22 protein-coding genes are annotated in these 15,061 nt (G+C 43.1%); 14 read left to right on the plus strand and 8 right to left on the minus strand.

Annotated elements, in window-relative coordinates; genetic code table 11:
- Window positions 1-16: 16 nt before the first annotated feature.
- Window positions 17-457, plus strand: a complete 441-nt coding sequence (locus JGK20_RS28115; protein WP_293185715.1) for a YlqD family protein — start codon at window positions 17-19, stop codon at window positions 455-457.
- Here JGK20_RS28115 and JGK20_RS28120 read toward each other — a convergent pair.
- Window positions 454-609, minus strand: a complete 156-nt coding sequence (locus JGK20_RS28120) for a hypothetical protein (protein ID WP_293185713.1) — start codon at window positions 607-609, stop codon at window positions 454-456. The genes JGK20_RS28115 and JGK20_RS28120 overlap by 4 nt on opposite strands.
- A 20-nt stretch (window positions 610-629) precedes the next feature.
- On the opposite strand from JGK20_RS28120, the gene JGK20_RS28125 reads away from it, so the two are divergent.
- On the plus strand, window positions 630-1,916 hold the full coding sequence (locus tag JGK20_RS28125; RefSeq protein ID WP_293213523.1) for a dihydrolipoamide acetyltransferase family protein: 1,287 nt from the start codon (window positions 630-632) through the stop codon (window positions 1,914-1,916).
- 336 nt (window positions 1,917-2,252) lie between these two features.
- Here the strand turns inward: JGK20_RS28125 and JGK20_RS28130 are convergent, their stop codons facing one another.
- Both JGK20_RS28130 and JGK20_RS28135 read right to left on the minus strand, forming a co-directional pair.
- Complete coding sequence (locus tag JGK20_RS28130) at window positions 2,253-2,699, minus strand: DUF5958 family protein (protein ID WP_293232912.1); 447 nt, start codon at window positions 2,697-2,699, stop codon at window positions 2,253-2,255.
- A gap of 17 nt (window positions 2,700-2,716) precedes the next feature.
- A complete protein-coding gene (locus JGK20_RS28135; RefSeq protein WP_293185708.1) occupies window positions 2,717-2,947 on the minus strand; it encodes a hypothetical protein in 231 nt (76 codons plus the stop codon).
- Between the two features lie 63 nt (window positions 2,948-3,010).
- Here JGK20_RS28135 and JGK20_RS28140 point away from each other — a divergent pair, with 63 nt between their 5' ends.
- The 4 genes from JGK20_RS28140 (at window position 3,011) to JGK20_RS28155 (ending at window position 4,787) form a co-directional block, all read left to right on the plus strand.
- Window positions 3,011-3,271: a hypothetical protein gene (locus tag JGK20_RS28140; protein WP_293232914.1), complete on the plus strand. Its 261-nt coding sequence runs from the start codon at window positions 3,011-3,013 to the stop codon at window positions 3,269-3,271.
- A 145-nt stretch (window positions 3,272-3,416) separates the two neighbouring features.
- Window positions 3,417-3,710 (plus strand): DUF433 domain-containing protein, encoded by a 294-nt coding sequence (locus tag JGK20_RS28145; protein ID WP_293232916.1) that lies wholly within the window; start codon window positions 3,417-3,419, stop codon window positions 3,708-3,710.
- Window positions 3,711-3,715: 5 nt separating this feature from the next.
- Complete coding sequence (locus JGK20_RS28150; protein WP_293232918.1) at window positions 3,716-4,081, plus strand: DUF5615 family PIN-like protein; 366 nt, start codon at window positions 3,716-3,718, stop codon at window positions 4,079-4,081.
- 121 nt (window positions 4,082-4,202) lie between these two features.
- Window positions 4,203-4,787: a type II toxin-antitoxin system HigB family toxin gene (locus tag JGK20_RS28155; RefSeq protein ID WP_293232920.1), complete on the plus strand. Its 585-nt coding sequence runs from the start codon at window positions 4,203-4,205 to the stop codon at window positions 4,785-4,787.
- A gap of 62 nt (window positions 4,788-4,849) precedes the next feature.
- Here the strand turns inward: JGK20_RS28155 and JGK20_RS28160 are convergent, their stop codons facing one another.
- The 4 genes from JGK20_RS28160 to JGK20_RS28175 form a co-directional block, all read right to left on the minus strand.
- Window positions 4,850-5,836 (minus strand): CBS domain-containing protein, encoded by a 987-nt coding sequence (locus JGK20_RS28160; RefSeq protein ID WP_293232922.1) that lies wholly within the window; start codon window positions 5,834-5,836, stop codon window positions 4,850-4,852.
- Window positions 5,837-5,881: 45 nt separating this feature from the next.
- The gene (locus tag JGK20_RS28165; RefSeq protein WP_293232924.1) at window positions 5,882-6,973 is read right to left on the minus strand and encodes a hypothetical protein; all 1,092 of its coding nucleotides are present in this window, start codon (window positions 6,971-6,973) and stop codon (window positions 5,882-5,884) included.
- Window positions 6,973-8,358: a P-loop NTPase fold protein gene (locus tag JGK20_RS28170; protein ID WP_293232926.1), complete on the minus strand. Its 1,386-nt coding sequence runs from the start codon at window positions 8,356-8,358 to the stop codon at window positions 6,973-6,975. Before JGK20_RS28170 ends, JGK20_RS28165 begins: the two co-directional genes overlap by 1 nt.
- A 129-nt stretch (window positions 8,359-8,487) precedes the next feature.
- Window positions 8,488-9,057: an adenylate kinase gene (locus tag JGK20_RS28175; protein WP_293232928.1), complete on the minus strand. Its 570-nt coding sequence runs from the start codon at window positions 9,055-9,057 to the stop codon at window positions 8,488-8,490.
- 568 nt (window positions 9,058-9,625) lie between these two features.
- Here JGK20_RS28175 and JGK20_RS28180 point away from each other — a divergent pair.
- The 7 genes from JGK20_RS28180 (at window position 9,626) to JGK20_RS28210 (ending at window position 12,316) form a co-directional block, all read left to right on the plus strand.
- Window positions 9,626-9,922, plus strand: a complete 297-nt coding sequence (locus tag JGK20_RS28180; RefSeq protein ID WP_293232930.1) for a hypothetical protein — start codon at window positions 9,626-9,628, stop codon at window positions 9,920-9,922.
- Window positions 9,923-10,118: 196 nt separating this feature from the next.
- Window positions 10,119-10,307, plus strand: coding sequence for a hypothetical protein (locus JGK20_RS28185; RefSeq protein WP_293232932.1), 189 nt, complete (start codon window positions 10,119-10,121; stop codon window positions 10,305-10,307).
- Window positions 10,308-10,424: 117 nt separating this feature from the next.
- On the plus strand, window positions 10,425-10,682 hold the full coding sequence (locus tag JGK20_RS28190) for a type II toxin-antitoxin system ParD family antitoxin (RefSeq protein ID WP_293232934.1): 258 nt from the start codon (window positions 10,425-10,427) through the stop codon (window positions 10,680-10,682).
- A 67-nt stretch (window positions 10,683-10,749) separates the two neighbouring features.
- Complete coding sequence (locus tag JGK20_RS28195; RefSeq protein ID WP_293232935.1) at window positions 10,750-11,061, plus strand: DUF433 domain-containing protein; 312 nt, start codon at window positions 10,750-10,752, stop codon at window positions 11,059-11,061.
- Window positions 11,062-11,178: 117 nt separating this feature from the next.
- The gene (locus JGK20_RS28200; RefSeq protein WP_293232941.1) at window positions 11,179-11,460 is read left to right on the plus strand and encodes a DUF5615 family PIN-like protein; all 282 of its coding nucleotides are present in this window, start codon (window positions 11,179-11,181) and stop codon (window positions 11,458-11,460) included.
- 71 nt (window positions 11,461-11,531) lie between these two features.
- The gene (locus tag JGK20_RS28205) at window positions 11,532-11,891 is read left to right on the plus strand and encodes a hypothetical protein (protein WP_293232937.1); all 360 of its coding nucleotides are present in this window, start codon (window positions 11,532-11,534) and stop codon (window positions 11,889-11,891) included.
- The gene (locus JGK20_RS28210) at window positions 11,888-12,316 is read left to right on the plus strand and encodes an HNH endonuclease (RefSeq protein ID WP_293232939.1); all 429 of its coding nucleotides are present in this window, start codon (window positions 11,888-11,890) and stop codon (window positions 12,314-12,316) included. Before JGK20_RS28205 ends, JGK20_RS28210 begins: the two co-directional genes overlap by 4 nt.
- Window positions 12,317-12,378: 62 nt before the next feature.
- Here JGK20_RS28210 and JGK20_RS28215 read toward each other — a convergent pair whose 3' ends face one another.
- A complete protein-coding gene (locus tag JGK20_RS28215) occupies window positions 12,379-13,815 on the minus strand; it encodes a DUF3370 domain-containing protein (RefSeq protein ID WP_293232943.1) in 1,437 nt (478 codons plus the stop codon).
- A 149-nt stretch (window positions 13,816-13,964) separates the two neighbouring features.
- Here JGK20_RS28215 and surE point away from each other — a divergent pair, with 149 nt between their 5' ends.
- Entirely contained in the window at window positions 13,965-14,642 is a 678-nt protein-coding gene (gene surE / locus JGK20_RS28220) for a 5'/3'-nucleotidase SurE (RefSeq protein WP_293193315.1), read from the plus strand.
- Window positions 14,643-15,061 lie beyond the last annotated feature (419 nt).

The following is a 15,061-nucleotide window of genomic DNA, read 5'->3' on the forward strand; positions in this document are numbered from 1 at the left end:
GACAAGCAACAAATTTATGGAACCACAATTACTCTTGAAGCGATCGATTAACGTAAAAGTCGTCGTTACTCCCCGCTGGAAAGAAGAAGCTCAACAGCAACTCCAAGCCCAAATCAATCAAATAGATTCTCAGCTACAACAGCTAGAAATGCAAGGGCAGCGGATGGTTTCAGAAATCCAAAAGCAAAGCCTGCAACCCCCCGGCCCGCAAGTAATGCAGCAAATAGAAAACATTCAAGTGCAGGTGAATCAAAGAAAGAGCGAACTGCTAGAACAGAAAAACCAAAACCTGCAACAGCTTCAGCAAGTGCAGGTGCTAGACCTCGAACAAGAAGTGAGTCAAGGTCAAATTGACGGCACGTTCACCGTCGGGGTGGGAGAAAACTTGATTCAAAAAATGCAAATAGAAGTTCTGCTCCGCGACGGCATTGTCGAAGAAATTCGAGGTGATATTTAGAACTTAGAAATTGGTGATTGGTAATTGATAATTGGTAATTGGTAGGTAATTTTGAGTTGATAGCCGCACATCTTCGGACTAGAGGCTGGCATAATAATAACTATTGCCGATCGCCAATTATCAATTCCCAAATACCGATCGCCAATTACCAACTCACAAGGAATTTTTACAGATGATTCGCGAAGTTTTCATGCCAGCCCTAAGCTCTACCATGACAGAGGGCAAAATTGTTTCCTGGGTCAAATCCGCTGGGGACAAAGTAGAAAAGGGCGAAACGGTAGTCGTAGTTGAATCTGACAAAGCCGACATGGATGTCGAGTCTTTCTACGAAGGCTATCTAGCAATAATTATTGTACCAGCAGGCGAAGTTGCTCCGGTCGGAGCTGCGATCGCCCTAGTCGCAGAAACAGAAGCCGAAATCGCCGCCGCCCAGAAACAAGGAGCCGGCGCCCCCGCAGCCGCAGCTCCAGCAGCCGCAGCCCCCGTTCCTGTCGCAGCTACAGCATCAGTGGGTTTGCAGCAAAACGTCAGCCGCCAAAACGGCCGCAGCATCGTCTCTCCCCGCGCTCGCAAATTAGCCAAAGAGTTTAAAGTAGATTTAAATTCAATCAAAGGCAGCGGCCCCAACGGTCGGATTGTTGCAGAAGATGTGGAAGCAGCAGCCGGTAAAGCCCAACCAGCTCCGGTTCAGCAACCAGTAACAGTCCCCGCAGCACCCGCACCCGCAGCACCCGCACCCGCAGCAGCCAAACCCGCACCCGCACCAGTCCCAGCGGTAGCGCTTTCCGGTAACAGAGTACCGATGAATGCGCTGCAAAATGCGGTGGTTCGCAATATGGAAGCAAGTTTGAGCGTGCCTTGTTTCCGCGTCGGCTATACAATTACTACTGACAATCTCGACAAACTCTACAAACAAATTAAGTCAAAAGGCGTCACGATGACGGCTATGCTGGCAAAAGCAGTAGCGGTAACTTTACAAAAACATCCTCTGCTGAATGCTTGTTATGTGGAGTCGGGAATTCAACACCGTGCTGATATTAATGTGGCGGTAGCGGTGGCGATGGATGGCGGCGGTTTGATTACGCCGGTGTTGCAAAATGCCGATCGCCTGGACATCTATTCGCTCTCCCGCAGTTGGAAGGATTTAGTCGATCGCGCCCGCGCCAAGCAGCTAAAACCTGACGAATACAGCACGGGAACTTTTACTCTTTCCAATTTGGGAATGTATGGAGTAGATAAGTTTGACGCGATTTTGCCGCCGAATCAAGGCTCGATTTTGGCGATCGGCTCTTCGCGGCCCCAAGTCGTAGCTAACGAGGAAGGCTTGATGGGAGTGAAGCGGCAAATGCAAGTTAATATTACTTGCGATCACCGAATTATTTACGGTGCTGATGCTGCGTCTTTCTTGCAGGATTTAGCGAAATTGATCGAGACAAATCCTCAATCTTTGACACTTTAGTCTTATCCTAAATCCCTCTTTTACCCTGATTGGGAAAGGGAGATTTAGACTAAGCCAAAATGAGGAGACGGCAGTGCTCATAGGTGTCAACTTAAGGTACAACCCATAGTCCGGCAAGGGTTGAAACCCCTGCCTCAAAGCGCAAGTCCTCTCAAAGAGGACTGATGATAATGAGTTCTTGAGTCCTCTTTGAGAGGACTTTAGCTATAAGAGGGGGAATTCATTCCCTGGCGGACTCGGAGGCCCACAGACAGACTTGGCGGGCTTTCAGGCTTAAGTTGACACCAATGGACACTGCCGTCTCCTCTATATCATTCCGGTGCAACCGAATTGATATCAAACAAGAATATTTTGTTCAAACTCGCACCGAATTTCATCTACAACTTTGCGATCGCTCAAATCGCGATGCCACCAGTGGCTACAGCCATCTTCACAATATTTACTATACCTACGCGCATCAGCAATTGCTAATAAACTGATTAACAGAAAAAAGGTTTTGATAAATTCTGAGGACGGCAGTTTCAAAACCTTTGTGATTTGTTCTTTTAATCGCCCGCGACGAAGCAATACGCAAGGGGTGTAAGTTGCGCGAAGTTTTGATTTAGTAATAGCTCGGCAAACATCTTCTTCTCGCGCCCCTGCTTGGATGGTCATGTAGGATAGCCGCTGCAATATTTCCTGCTGGCCTTCGGTTGGGAAGCTTAAAAACCAGTTTTTTGCATCTTCTTGGCTAATTAGGGCTTGTTGAATTTGATTGATTGTAATCTCATCGGTTAGATTCATTAAATAAAATTTTAGTTTCAGCCATCTGTTGATTTGAGTTTGCCGGATGCTTTTGCTTGGTCGATCGCATCTTGAATCAGAAGGTAGACAAAGTTGGAGATCGATCGCTTTTCGATATCGCACAACTTTTCTAATTCCTTTTTAGCCTGTGTTGGCAAAACCACTGAAATCCGCTCGCTGTCGCTCATGCCTTGCAATCTGTTAGAAGTTTCTCCTATTGTGCCACCTCCTCCGTCCAGCTCGTGCATCCACAGTCAGTTGTGTGCTTATCTATGCACACTTACGCTTACTTTGTGTTATTTTTATGGGTAATGTCAGAAGCCAGCGCATCCACCGACCAAGTTTCTGCGCTGGCTCTGGCTCCGTTTAGCAATGGAGACTCCTCTATTATGAAATACGAAGGATACCTGAAGCCGTGGGCAGTGGCTCGCTTGCTTCCGAGCTTGCAATGGGCGATCGTTGGTCGCTATCGCAGCCGATCGGATGCGGAGGGACATCTTGAGTTGTTTCGGCAACGAGTGCCCAACATCCGATTTGAAGTGGTGTTTGATTTACCGCATCCTCAAGGATAATTTTCTTGAGGAAGGGTGTTTGATTGACTGACAGTTCACTTTGGGGCGATCGCACTTTTGGAGATTAAGGGCGATCGCACTTATTTAGAAGTAGATTATCAAATAGAGTAGAATAGAAAAATAGCAAGTTTAAAGAAGTAAAATTATGCCTGCTGCGTCATTGGCGATAGATATTGGAACGCTGATTGCTACCCATCCGGGAATTCATAATGGTTGTCCGATCGTTGCGGGTACGGGAGTGACAGTGCGACGGATTGCTATTGATTATAAGATGGGTATGAGCCCAGAGGAGATTGCACAAGAAATTCCTCATTTAACTTTGGCTCAAGTTTATGCTGCGTTGGCTTACTATCATGCTAATAAAGATGCGATCGAAGCAGATATAGCAGCACAGGAAGCCGAGGCGGAACGATTAGAAGCGGAACACATGGCAGGTTAACGACAGTGACTAAAATTCGCCTGTATTTGGATGAGGACTCTATTAAAAATTCACTGGTTGTTGCTTTGCGGAATGCTGAGGTTGATGTGATAACTGCTTCAGAGGCTAATAAGCTTAGTTGTACCGATGAAGAACAGCTAATCTGGGCAACAAAGGGCGATCGGGTTATCTATAGCTTCAACACGGCTGATTTTTGTCGCCTTCACGTACTTTATATGGCCCAGGAGAGAAATCATGCTGGAATTGTATTGTCGAAACAGCGTTACTCGGTAGGCGAACAGTTAAGAGGTATTTTGAGCTTAACAGATGCTATTTCAGCAGAGGATATGAGGAACGAGCAGGTATTTTTGGGAACTTATATTAGGGGTTAGTAGGGGCGATCGCACTTTTGGGCATTAAGGGCGATTCCCTACGGGATAGCTGCGCTTCACGTCCTTGACGAAAGAAATTAGTTGAGCTAAACTGAAATTTAGTTTAAATTGCTTATAGTAGATGCACATAATCAGCTACCGACGGGTGCGTGAATACAGCGAAACTCATGCTGATTGCGGGGAAGCTTTGGATAACTGGTTTAAAATTACTAGCAAGGCTAAATGGTCTAACTTAATTGAGGTACAATCTGTTTTTCCTAAAGCTGAAGCTGTTGGGGGGTTTACAGTTTTTAATATCAAAGGTAATAATTATCGATTAATAGTTAGTATTGATTATGAAAGCCAATTAGTTTATATCAAATATATTCTCACCGAAGCGGATAATGAAAAAGCTCTGACTATGGTGGAAGAGTTAATGCACCAGCGCGATCGCACTCCTGAAGAAAATGAGTTATATGAATTGCTGATTGCATTGATTGAAAAATTTGAGCAAGAATACTACGCACCAGGAACCACAGCAACGCCTCATTCGATATTGCTGTTTTTGATGGAACAAAGAGAGTTACAACCTGCTGATTTGGTGGGAGTTATGGGATCTGAAAAAAGAGTGTCTGAAGTGGTTAATGGGGATCGGGATATTAGCAAAGAGCTGGCATTAATTCTGGGGAGTTTTTTTCATGTGGAGCCGAGTTTGTTTTGTAATTAATGGAAGTGAGATTAAGGGCGATCGCACTTTTGGACATTAAGGGCGATCGCACTTTACTATACTTAATTATTTCCAGGTTGTTGGTTGTTCAATCCGTCTATGAAGTCTAACAGTTTTTTGAATATATCCACATAGCTGATGATACCTGTCATAGTAAATTCTTCACCTTCATAGTCTCCAACTAAAATGGCGGTTGGCCTTTCATGCCCATCTACAAATTTACCTATTAAGGTTTTAATTGAGCAATTTGGCTTGACTGTGTTTTTGTCCGAGACTTTTGTCATCATTTGACTCAGAGGATAATCACACAAATCCTCATAAAGAAGTTCATGCTCTAGCGTGGCAGCAGCAACATCATCTACAATACCTATCACTATTTTTCCATCTTTTACTGTAGTGATAGGTATGTGTGTAAACAAACCGCCGAAAGTAAACATTGCATCTTGTAGGCACTCAATTTTAGTCAGGGTGATTACTTTTGAAGTCAATACATCATTCGCTGTTCTCTCGTCTAAAAATCCGCCGATTCCTGTCCCATCGCGTATGATTCTGAGAGCATCCACATAAGAAAAAGTTCCTACAACTCGATCGCCAGCATCCAAAATAACCAACGTTCTATTGCGGCGACCATTTTCATCCCTATGAATCAATTGTTTAATGGCTTCTTCTAAAACTTCAGTCCATACAATAAACGCAGGTTTAAGATCAAAGTTAAAAACTTCTCCGACAGTTTTTTTACCCATCTCCTTATTAGCATTATGAAGCTGAGTCATGTCGAAGCCTTTCTTACTCAGATACTCTATCGGTAGTTTAGTGTTTCGAGGTGTTAGAACTTTGGCAACATCAACCAGACTTACTACTCCTACCAGTTGTCCCGTGTTTGCATCCAAAACTGGCATCGTTCTGATTTTAAAGCACTCCATCTTACCAGTTAGATGAGCAATAGTATCAGTGGTTTTTACAGTTTTCACTTTTTTTGCATCTCCAAGACCTTTTAAGATTTGATTTAGCGGTGTTTGCAAAAGTTGAGTAAATCTTATTTCGGGCATTGTTTTAATCTCCTGTAATTTTTTAGTTGGATACTTCTAGAACAGTTATTTTACAAACTGTAGGATAGTTCTTGGTGTTATAACCATTTTGGGAATTTGCCTATTAGAACTATCCATAAGAACAGAAACTTCTGTGTCTGATTCCAGAAATTTCCTAATAACGTCCTTGAGATTATCGGTGGGTTGAACGAGATGTAAGCTACTTAGCGGCTGCATAATGTCTCCTAAAGGTGTATTCATTAAGTGGTAGTACATCGGATGTGCTAACACACTAATTTGCTCTCTATTCACCAGTCCTAAAAGATTTTTATCCGTATCGCATATTAGAATGTGCTCTATGGGCAAATAGTTGATTGCATAGATCGCAGATTCTAACGTATCCTCTGGCAGTAATGTATATAGATGATCCAGAGAGGTTTTTGTTGAGGACATCTTTTCTAAAAGATTTTCTACTTTTGATTCCTCCAACAAGGGGTCATGTCTAAGATACTCTAAAACTCCTTTGCAAGTAACTACACCTACAATTGTTCTGTCCTCACTCAAAATAGGTATAAAAGTCTGGTTATCCGGTGCTCTATAAAGTTTTCCAAACTCATCGAAAGCATAATCAATTTGTTTCTTTTTTTGAAAAAAACAATAATTTTTCTCTAGGCTAAAGACTTCACCGATCGCTTTTTTTCCTTGAGCCAAAATCAACTCAGTGGCTTGACCTATTTTGGTCGTTTTATGTCTGTATTTAAAAGGCACATTTTGTAATTGAGGTGTAAATTCAAGGGAAACTGATAAACTACTCACAATTCCTAAAAACTTATCCTCATCATCCGTAACGATAAGATCGCTTGGATTCAGTAATGTTACTAAAGAGAGTGCCTGTGCCAGGGTATCCGAAATCTTAATGGTACAAAAGTCATTACTGATAACTTTTGCGTCTTCAAAGCTAGTGGTTAATAAATCAAGATTGTGCAGCATTTTTAGCCTTTTTAGCCTTTTTAGCCTTTCAAAAGTAGGTGGCTGATTTGTAGGAGATTCTAAGGTAATTGTTTCTTCCGAGGATGGCTTGATATCGCTAGGAGTCTTTATGAAAGTTTCTAAGCTTTCCAAAAACTCTTGTATTAAAGCTTTAATTGTGTTAAACATTACCTTCCAGTTTGAGACAAAATCTGTAAAAGCTTTCTTAAATCTTGGGGGTCACTGATATCTGCATAATCATCACCGTCTTGAGCATTCCCTTTAAGAAAGCTTCTCAAATGACTGTCTGCGAAAAACCTCTTACATTCTGGATATTTACTCAGCAATTCTTTCGCAGCTTCAATGCTCTGGCTATAAGCATCTATTATTTCTTTTAGATGCCCGATTAACTGATAATCTTTGGTTGGCAAGGCATCATAAAGTTCTGGAAAATTCGTTTGAATTAAAAGAATTATTGCAAGTTTAGGGATTGTATTTGCATCAGCAACCTTAAGTGAGATAGCTAGACTTCTAATTAGCGACCAGGCAATAACAAACTGTTTAGTCTTGCGAAAATTTCCTTTGGTTGCTGCCAAAATCATTCTCCACATTCTAGCATCTATGGGATAATTTGGGCAAGCTACTAACTCGTTTAGTTCATGCTGCAAAACTTGCGTCACTTGATTTGAGTTCTTTTCTGGCAAAAAGAAATTAAGCTGAATCATTTTTTCTATGTACTCTTTGCCAGTTACGTTCAAATCTTTGTATCGTTGTTTAACAGCTTGTTCAATAACTCTCTTGTCCAGCCCTATAAAGAAAACACAATTAGCATTGTCAAGGTAAAGTTTCAGAGATTCTAAAACAGTCAGGGCATTTTCTGGTAAGCACCGATCTAGGTCGTCAATGAAGATTACCAACCGGCCATTTTCTCCCACATATTCCTTAACCACCTCTCGAAACTGGGCTTCAAAACTGTTAATGAATAAATAGGGGTCAGTGTCTAACTCTAAAGCTAAATCATTTACTTCATTTTGTTCTGGATTTGTCCTAGCTTTTTTACTTGGGTTTGTAAAGATCTTGATCAGTTCAATTGGATTGACACCGCACATCTGTGATTGAAGGGCTGCTCCTGCTAAGTGTTCTACTATATGCAGGAAACACTGACTAGCGTCATAACGAGTGGCTAAATTATTACATTTTTCTTTAACTATAGCTCTTTGAGAATCTTCTGCCATTTCCCGCAAGATTGTTTGAATGAGGGCGTTTCTGATGCCGTGCGTATCATCATACTTCCAAGGATTAAACCAAATAGTTTTAAAGTTATTTTGATCAAAATTATGCAAGTGAGCCTCAAACTCTTCTACTTCAAAATGTTCCGTAGGGTTTTCAAATTTTCTTTCGATACAACGCATGAGAGTGGTTTTTCCACTTCCCCATGAGCCAAAGATTCCTACTGTAAATGCTCCTTCATTACCGGTGGTTGCTTTTACAGCTATCTTACCTAGCTCTTTTGCATAAAGGTCAAAATTGAGACTAGGCTCTTCGTTGGGTCTATCATTGTAGTTGTGGGGCATATTTTTTGAGTTGTTATTCGTACAAGACTAAGGTTAAATGTCAGAAATTTGCGTTTAAAATCTCAAGCTTAGATTATTCATTGTCCCCCGTGAAAAGGGGGAAACTGAAAGCAAGCTATTGCGGAAGTTCTAAATGTTTTTTTTCAGATCCTCTACAACTTCTTTCAGCCCACCGGTGACTGCTTCCATCGACATAAAACCATTGATAGTTTCTAACTTTTTTCGATCGTTATAGAACTCGATCAAAGGGGCAGTTTCTTCGTGATAACTTTGTAAACGATTACGCAACACTTCTAACGTATCGTCCATGCGACCCCGTTCTTTGAGTCGTTCGACTAAAACCGACTCCGGCACCTCAAAACTAATCACACAGTCATAAGATTGTTGAGATATTCCGATTAATAATTCATCTAGCGCATCGGCTTGAGAAACGTTTCGAGGAAACCCATCTAAAATCCATCCCTTCTTAGCTTCTGGCTTAGTAAGTTGTTCATGTACTATTTCCATGACTACCCGATCGGGAACTAATGCGCCTCGATCGATGTATGACTGCGCCTCGACACCGCGTTCCGTTTTATCTTTGCGTTCTTGCCTCAATAACTCTCCGGTTGATATGTGGAGTATTCCTAGATTCTCCCCCAAAATACTAGCTTGTGTTCCTTTTCCTGCCCCTGGAGGGCCTAAGAATATTAAGCGCATTGTTTTTCCTTTTGTTTGGATCTCGATGTATCTGAAAAAATGACTTGTTAGCCTGTACTTGTCTATCGGACGATCGCCCTATCGAAGTCGATCGCCCGCAAGCCGCTTGCAACCCTCTATTTGTCTATCAGGCTAGAACCCTAACTTTTATGCAAAAGTTACCGAATTCTTTACAAAAGTTTACAAATAGCCTTAGCTACCGATTAAACTTCCAAGCTTCTATGACCAACCAAAAGTCTTGCATAGCAAAGCTTTGGCAGCGATCGCACAGATTCCCAAGAAAGCCTGCCACAGCCTCCTACTTATATATCTGGGTCACATCCACAAAATTATGCAAAACCCAGAAAATAAATTAAAAAAAATTACCAGCAGCACCCGAAACTAGAGTCAAACCCAGAAAATTACCAAAATTCAGCCCTAATCCCTGTCGTAACACTAACTGTAGTCAGTAATCACTCAAAAGCCCTGCCACAAACTTTTTGACGTGTAAATTGCACCATTTACACTTGAGCTTTCAAGTATAGTAAGCTAAATAAAGCTGCTCGTAAACTGACATACATCAGGAATTATGTTAGACTTCCATCAGGAACTTTACACACACCTATTTATGGCATCCACAAACGATCGCTTCGTCGAAGCAGAAAGCCGCTGGGACTTAAAAACTCTGTACGCAGACTTGGCCGCCGTTAAAGGAAAGCCTCTCACCCCCGTAGAAAAGCTGCACCTGCGGGGGTTGCTTTGTGGCAATAGTCCCGCTGAAATCGCGGAAAAGCTGCAAAAAAATCCCAAAGGTGTGGAAACTGACCTGTGTGCCACTATTTATAGATACGTTAAAGGCTTTGTGGGTAAAGGAGCCACCTGTTAAATTCCCTATTCAAGACGGTTTATCTGAAAATAGTAAAGTTAATGTAACTAATATAAGTTTTGAAAACAATCAAATAACAATTGATGTTTTCCTACAAATAACTGTACCGCTACCTTCAGAACTCTCAATAGAAAATCTAGACATCAACGATAACAACGCTAACTAAAAATTTGCCACAATTCAACTGATTGGTAGGGTGAAGCGACTAAAATCAGGAAGGGCGATCGCTTTTACCTTGTCTCGCGGGGCGATCGCACATTGCGTTTCTCCAATAAGGGCGATCGCACTTCTATTGTGCTACGATTCGATCGGAGCATCAGTGACTAAAAACAATAGCAAGAATTACCATTCAAATTCGCGACGAACTAGCGATTGCGATCGATAAATAGTAGTAGGTATTGCTAGTGCCACGTAACCCATCAGTCATAGATTAGAATAGAATAGAGACAAACGTGCAATCCCCCCGAACTGCAATAAAACAATAGCCAGCCTATATTTACCTATGAGTATCACCCTCACCCCCGAACAAGAACAACTCATACTCGCCCAACTCGCCAGCGGGCGCTATACCAACGTTACCGAAATCATTGCTGACGCGCTACGGCTGCTGGAAAAACGCGATCGATACAATCGCTGGGTAGAAGAAGTTTGCGCCAAAATCGACATAGCCGCCGCACAACTCGATCGCGGTGAAGGAGTGGATGGTGAAACGGCGATCGCTCAAATCCGAGCCAAATTTCACAAAGCTCGATCGGTGTAATCGCCCATGAGCCAATATATCATCTCATGGATTTGCTCGATACTATTTTAGATTTTGGCGATCGATTATGACCATCAAAGAACAACTTCTCCAAACCATTGAAACACTGCCTGATGACTTGCTTGCACAAACCCTGAAATTCGTCCAAACCCTTCAGCATCCCATTCACAAAACTCCCGGAATTTGTGGCGGTGCAGCGCGAATTCGCGATACCCGAATTCCCGTCTGGACGATTGTTGCTTATCAACAACAGGGCGCAACTGAAGCCGAACTTCTCTATAATTATCCAGGACTCACCCTTCAAGATTTGCAAGCGGTGACGAACTATTACGATCGCAACCGAGAAGAAATCGATCTGTGGCTTGCTGAAAATGAATAACTGCCGATGCTAAAGTTTTACTCGAATGAAAACTTCCCGATCGCAATGGTCGATTTACTGCGATCGCATGGGTATGATATTTTGACATCCTATGAAGCCGGACAAGCCAATTAAAAAATTCCAGATGATGAAGTCTTAATGTACGCAATAAATGCAGGACGAGTAGTCATTACAGAAAATCGTCAAGATTTTATCAATCTCCACTCTACAACCTCAAATCACCCAGGAATTATAATTTGTAAAGCCGATCGAGATTATGCAGGTAAAGTGCAGGTACTCCACGACTTTTTCACTCAAGATACACAGCCGATGGAGAATCGTCTACTTCGGGTGATGAAACAAAATATTAAAGGTAGCCAACAGACATTTATACTTCAGGAATACCCAAAATCTTCTTAATAATCATTATAATTACAATTCCCGTCGTCTATTGTGCTAGGATTAAATTAGAGCGTCAGTGAGTAAAAAAAATGGCAACAATTACCCTTCAAATTCCCGACGAACTAGCACTGCGGCTAGATCCTCTCAAAGATGAGTTACCACAGATTTTGATGCTGGGATTGAGGGAAGTCGAAGCTAATCCTTCAAACGGATTTTCTGGACTCACGAAGATATTAGAATTTATAGCAAGTTTACCATCGCCACAAGAAATATTAGCCCTGCGTTTATCCGACGCTCTTCAAGCTGAAATCGATACTTTATTAGAGAAAAACCGCACAGAAGGACTCACACCGATCGAGCAGCGCCTGTGGCAGCAATACGAATTTGTCGAACATTTAGTACGCATTGCCAAAGCGCAAGCTCTGCTGAAACTGAGCGAGGTAGCATGAGTAAAACCTACGTTTCAGCTAGTCTGCGACGAATGGTATGCGATCGCGCCAACGGATACTGCGAATATTGTTTAATTCCAGAAACACTCGCCCTTTCGTCTCACCAAATAGACCATATCATTGCAGAAAAACACAGCGGCGAAACAGTTGAAAGTAATCTGGCTTTGTCTTGCTCAATTTGTAACAAAAATAAAGGAAGCGACATTGCCTCGATCGATCCAGAAACAGGTGAAGTGGTTCGACTTTACAATCCTCGAAAAGATCGCTGGGAATACCATTTTCAAATTCAAACTGAAAGTGGTACAATCCAACCTCTAACTGCGATCGGTCGAGTCACTGTGCGTTTATTGCAGGTTAATCGTGCAGAATGTCTGATCGAACGCAAGCTATCTATCAAAATTCAATCGTTAACAAAATCCGATTAATCGATCGCGTTCAAGCCACACTATAACTAAAATTTGCCCGCAATTCAACTGTCAACCATCAACTAATTACTCGATCGCACAGTCAGAACTTGCGGCGGCGTCGCATCCGGCGGATACAAGAAATCCACCTGAACCAAACGGCGTTCCCCCGGCTTCATATTCACATTCACCAAAGCTTCCCCCTGCTGTCCCCGGCGCTGCACGATGTGAATGTAGCGCGTCAAAGTCTTCCCCGTATCATCATTAAACATTACCCGCACCGTACCTCGGAAAAATATCCGATTTTCCGGCGGATCGTAAAACATCAATCCCGCCGATTCTGTATTTGCCTTGATCGGTGTTTGCATTCTAATGCTGACAGATTGCGACTCGCGAGATTTGTTGTAAAGCGGAAAAGTTAAATTGTATTGAATCCCGTAATTACCGTGAGCAAAATAAGCAGTATCGGGATAGCGAGCTAACATTTTAGCGCTTTGAATTTGACCGGTGCCAAAAGTACCCGTATCAGTAGTGCTCAAAGCATAGGAAAATGATTCGCCGCGATTGGGAATCGTTAAATAATCGGTTCGCGAATTGTCAGTAATTTTAGCTTTCCACTCGGAACCTTCAGCGACTCCGGCAACGCGCCCGTAAATTTTTTGCAGTGGATTTTCGCCTCTGGGAGTTGGTGCTAAATCTCTCGGCCCAGCTAAACCTTTGGTGTTTAAAATATTTTCCCACTGTTCTAAAGTCGGATATTGCTCGACTCCTTCTTTAGTTTGAGGAGCAAACATAGCCAGACTAGCTACATAAACCGAGTTGCTGCTCGACACTCGCATTAAAGTCGATCGCCCGTTAGAAGCAGGCGTCACAGTCCCCACAGGTATCGGCAAATTCATCAGCATTCGGCTCTGATTGCCCGGAATCTCGATGGAAGCCGGCAAAATGGCTTGTCTGTGCCCCCGCAGCACATCGCTGGTGATGCGGCTGCCAGGCCCCGCAAACACAGTGCCAAATCGATTTTCTAAATACGACGGCAAATCGACAAACAAAGCATCCGGGCGAGTTAAATAAGTCGCTCCTTGCAGGATATTTAAAGTAACAGGTTCCGAGTTGGGATTGTGGACAATTATGCCTTGAAATAAGGTGCGAGTTTCGGCACGATTTTTAGCTTTGGCGATGTGGTGGGCGAAGATGTCAAATCGGCCTTTGAAGGCAAAGTTTAAGTGTGCAGAAGGTACTTGTTTGGCTTCCTCGGGAAATGTGGAGAGCAAAATGCCTTCGGTTTGTACAACTTCCGGGCTGTTACTGTTGAAAACGGGGATGCTGTCGAGTTTTCCCGGCAAAACGCGCACTTGCTGGGGCACCGTCACAGTTTTCAGCGGGGCGGTTGTCTGCGGTTGTGGTGGTAAATCCAGTTCGTTTTCCGGTAGCGGGACTTCTCGCTGAATTTGGATGACTTGTTGACTCGGAGGTTTCGGGATTGCTTGAGCTAAGGGTAGAATTGGTAACAAAAACATAGCTGTGAGCGCGTTTAACTGAACTTGCAAATTGCTTTGACGCAAAGCAATCGACACAAAACTTTACCACAACTATGTTGACATTTCCTTGAGTTTGGGAATTTTAGGTCAATTTTTGCGGATATAGTCAAATTTAGGACAAATTTTCAATGACGATAATTTTAACCAACGACGACGGCATTGATGCTCCGGGGATTCAGGCACTTTTGCAGGCTGTAGAGGGCAAGACAATTATGGTGGCCCCTCAAGGGCAACTTTCGGGCTGCGGGCATCAGGTGACTGCTCACAGTCCGATTCATGTCGATCGCCGATCGTCCGTCGAGTATGCTGTAGGAGGAACACCCGCAGACTGCGTGCGGATTGCTCTCAATCACGTTTGTCCAAAACCGGATTTGGTACTTTCCGGGATTAACGCCGGCGGCAATTTGGGCGTTGACGTGTACATTTCAGGTACAGTTGCTGCGGTGCGGGAAGCAGCTATGCACGGTATTCCTGGCATCGCAATTTCCCATAGAATTAAAAGGCCGCTGGAAATTGACTGGGATGTCGCGACTCGCTGGACATCGCGGGTGTTGGCCGATTTGCTGAATCGCGAACCAAAGCCGGGGTGTTTCTGGAATGTGAATTTTCCGCATTTAGCGCCGGGAAGTGCGGAACCGGAAATTGTGTTTTGTCGCCCTTCAACTCAGCCGCTGCCTGTGGTTTACCGCCAAGAGGGAGAATACTTTTATTATGTGGGAGAGTATGGAAATCGCGATCGAGCGCCGGGGACTGATGTTGAGGTGTGTTTTGGCGGTAATATTGCTGTGACTGAGATATCTCTGTGAGGGATTAGGTAGGGTGGTTTTATTCTCATACCAAAAGTATCGCTCAAAGGTCGGCTCGCCCTTGCCCCAAGGTATGTAGTTGCGCTTCAGCGCTCTTAGCTCATATTAGGAAATAGCGCTTTCATCGCAACTACGTACTTCAGATGAAAGGTTCTTAGCTTATATTAGGGAAAAGCGCTTTCATCGCAACTACGTACCTCAGATGAAAGCGTTCTTAGCTTATACTATAAAGAGCGCTGAAGCGTAACTACGTACCTAAGATGAATGGTTCTTAGCTTATATTAGGAAATAGCGCTTTCATCGCAACTATGTACTTCAGATTAAAGCCCACATTCCGCAGATGTGGGTCGGATTTTTTTATCAGTTGTGAAAACTTGGAAGCCAAACGCTTTTGGGCTGAAATTATGCAGTGTTAGCCT

It is taken from the genome of Microcoleus sp. PH2017_05_CCC_O_A, from assembly GCF_020738785.1.
Taxonomy (GTDB): Bacteria; Cyanobacteriota; Cyanobacteriia; order Cyanobacteriales; family Microcoleaceae; genus Microcoleus.

Coding starts and splice junctions, on each gene's coding strand:
- JGK20_RS28180 (WP_293232930.1), top strand. CDS start 9,626: ATGTTAGACTTCCATCAGGAACTTTACACACACCTATTTATGGCATCC.
- surE (WP_293193315.1), top strand. CDS start 13,965: ATGACGATAATTTTAACCAACGACGACGGCATTGATGCTCCGGGGATT.
- JGK20_RS28125 (WP_293213523.1), top strand. CDS start 630: ATGATTCGCGAAGTTTTCATGCCAGCCCTAAGCTCTACCATGACAGAG.
- JGK20_RS28210 (WP_293232939.1), top strand. CDS start 11,888: ATGAGTAAAACCTACGTTTCAGCTAGTCTGCGACGAATGGTATGCGAT.
- JGK20_RS28175 (WP_293232928.1), bottom strand. CDS start 9,057: ATGCGCTTAATATTCTTAGGCCCTCCAGGGGCAGGAAAAGGAACACAA.
- JGK20_RS28190 (WP_293232934.1), top strand. CDS start 10,425: ATGAGTATCACCCTCACCCCCGAACAAGAACAACTCATACTCGCCCAA.
- JGK20_RS28215 (WP_293232943.1), bottom strand. CDS start 13,815: ATGTTTTTGTTACCAATTCTACCCTTAGCTCAAGCAATCCCGAAACCT.
- JGK20_RS28165 (WP_293232924.1), bottom strand. CDS start 6,973: ATGTTTAACACAATTAAAGCTTTAATACAAGAGTTTTTGGAAAGCTTA.
- JGK20_RS28130 (WP_293232912.1), bottom strand. CDS start 2,699: ATGAATCTAACCGATGAGATTACAATCAATCAAATTCAACAAGCCCTA.
- JGK20_RS28140 (WP_293232914.1), top strand. CDS start 3,011: ATGTCAGAAGCCAGCGCATCCACCGACCAAGTTTCTGCGCTGGCTCTG.
- JGK20_RS28155 (WP_293232920.1), top strand. CDS start 4,203: ATGCACATAATCAGCTACCGACGGGTGCGTGAATACAGCGAAACTCAT.
- JGK20_RS28115 (WP_293185715.1), top strand. CDS start 17: ATGGAACCACAATTACTCTTGAAGCGATCGATTAACGTAAAAGTCGTC.
- JGK20_RS28205 (WP_293232937.1), top strand. CDS start 11,532: ATGGCAACAATTACCCTTCAAATTCCCGACGAACTAGCACTGCGGCTA.
- JGK20_RS28170 (WP_293232926.1), bottom strand. CDS start 8,358: ATGCCCCACAACTACAATGATAGACCCAACGAAGAGCCTAGTCTCAAT.
- JGK20_RS28195 (WP_293232935.1), top strand. CDS start 10,750: ATGACCATCAAAGAACAACTTCTCCAAACCATTGAAACACTGCCTGAT.
- JGK20_RS28135 (WP_293185708.1), bottom strand. CDS start 2,947: ATGCACGAGCTGGACGGAGGAGGTGGCACAATAGGAGAAACTTCTAAC.
- JGK20_RS28160 (WP_293232922.1), bottom strand. CDS start 5,836: ATGCCCGAAATAAGATTTACTCAACTTTTGCAAACACCGCTAAATCAA.
- JGK20_RS28145 (WP_293232916.1), top strand. CDS start 3,417: ATGCCTGCTGCGTCATTGGCGATAGATATTGGAACGCTGATTGCTACC.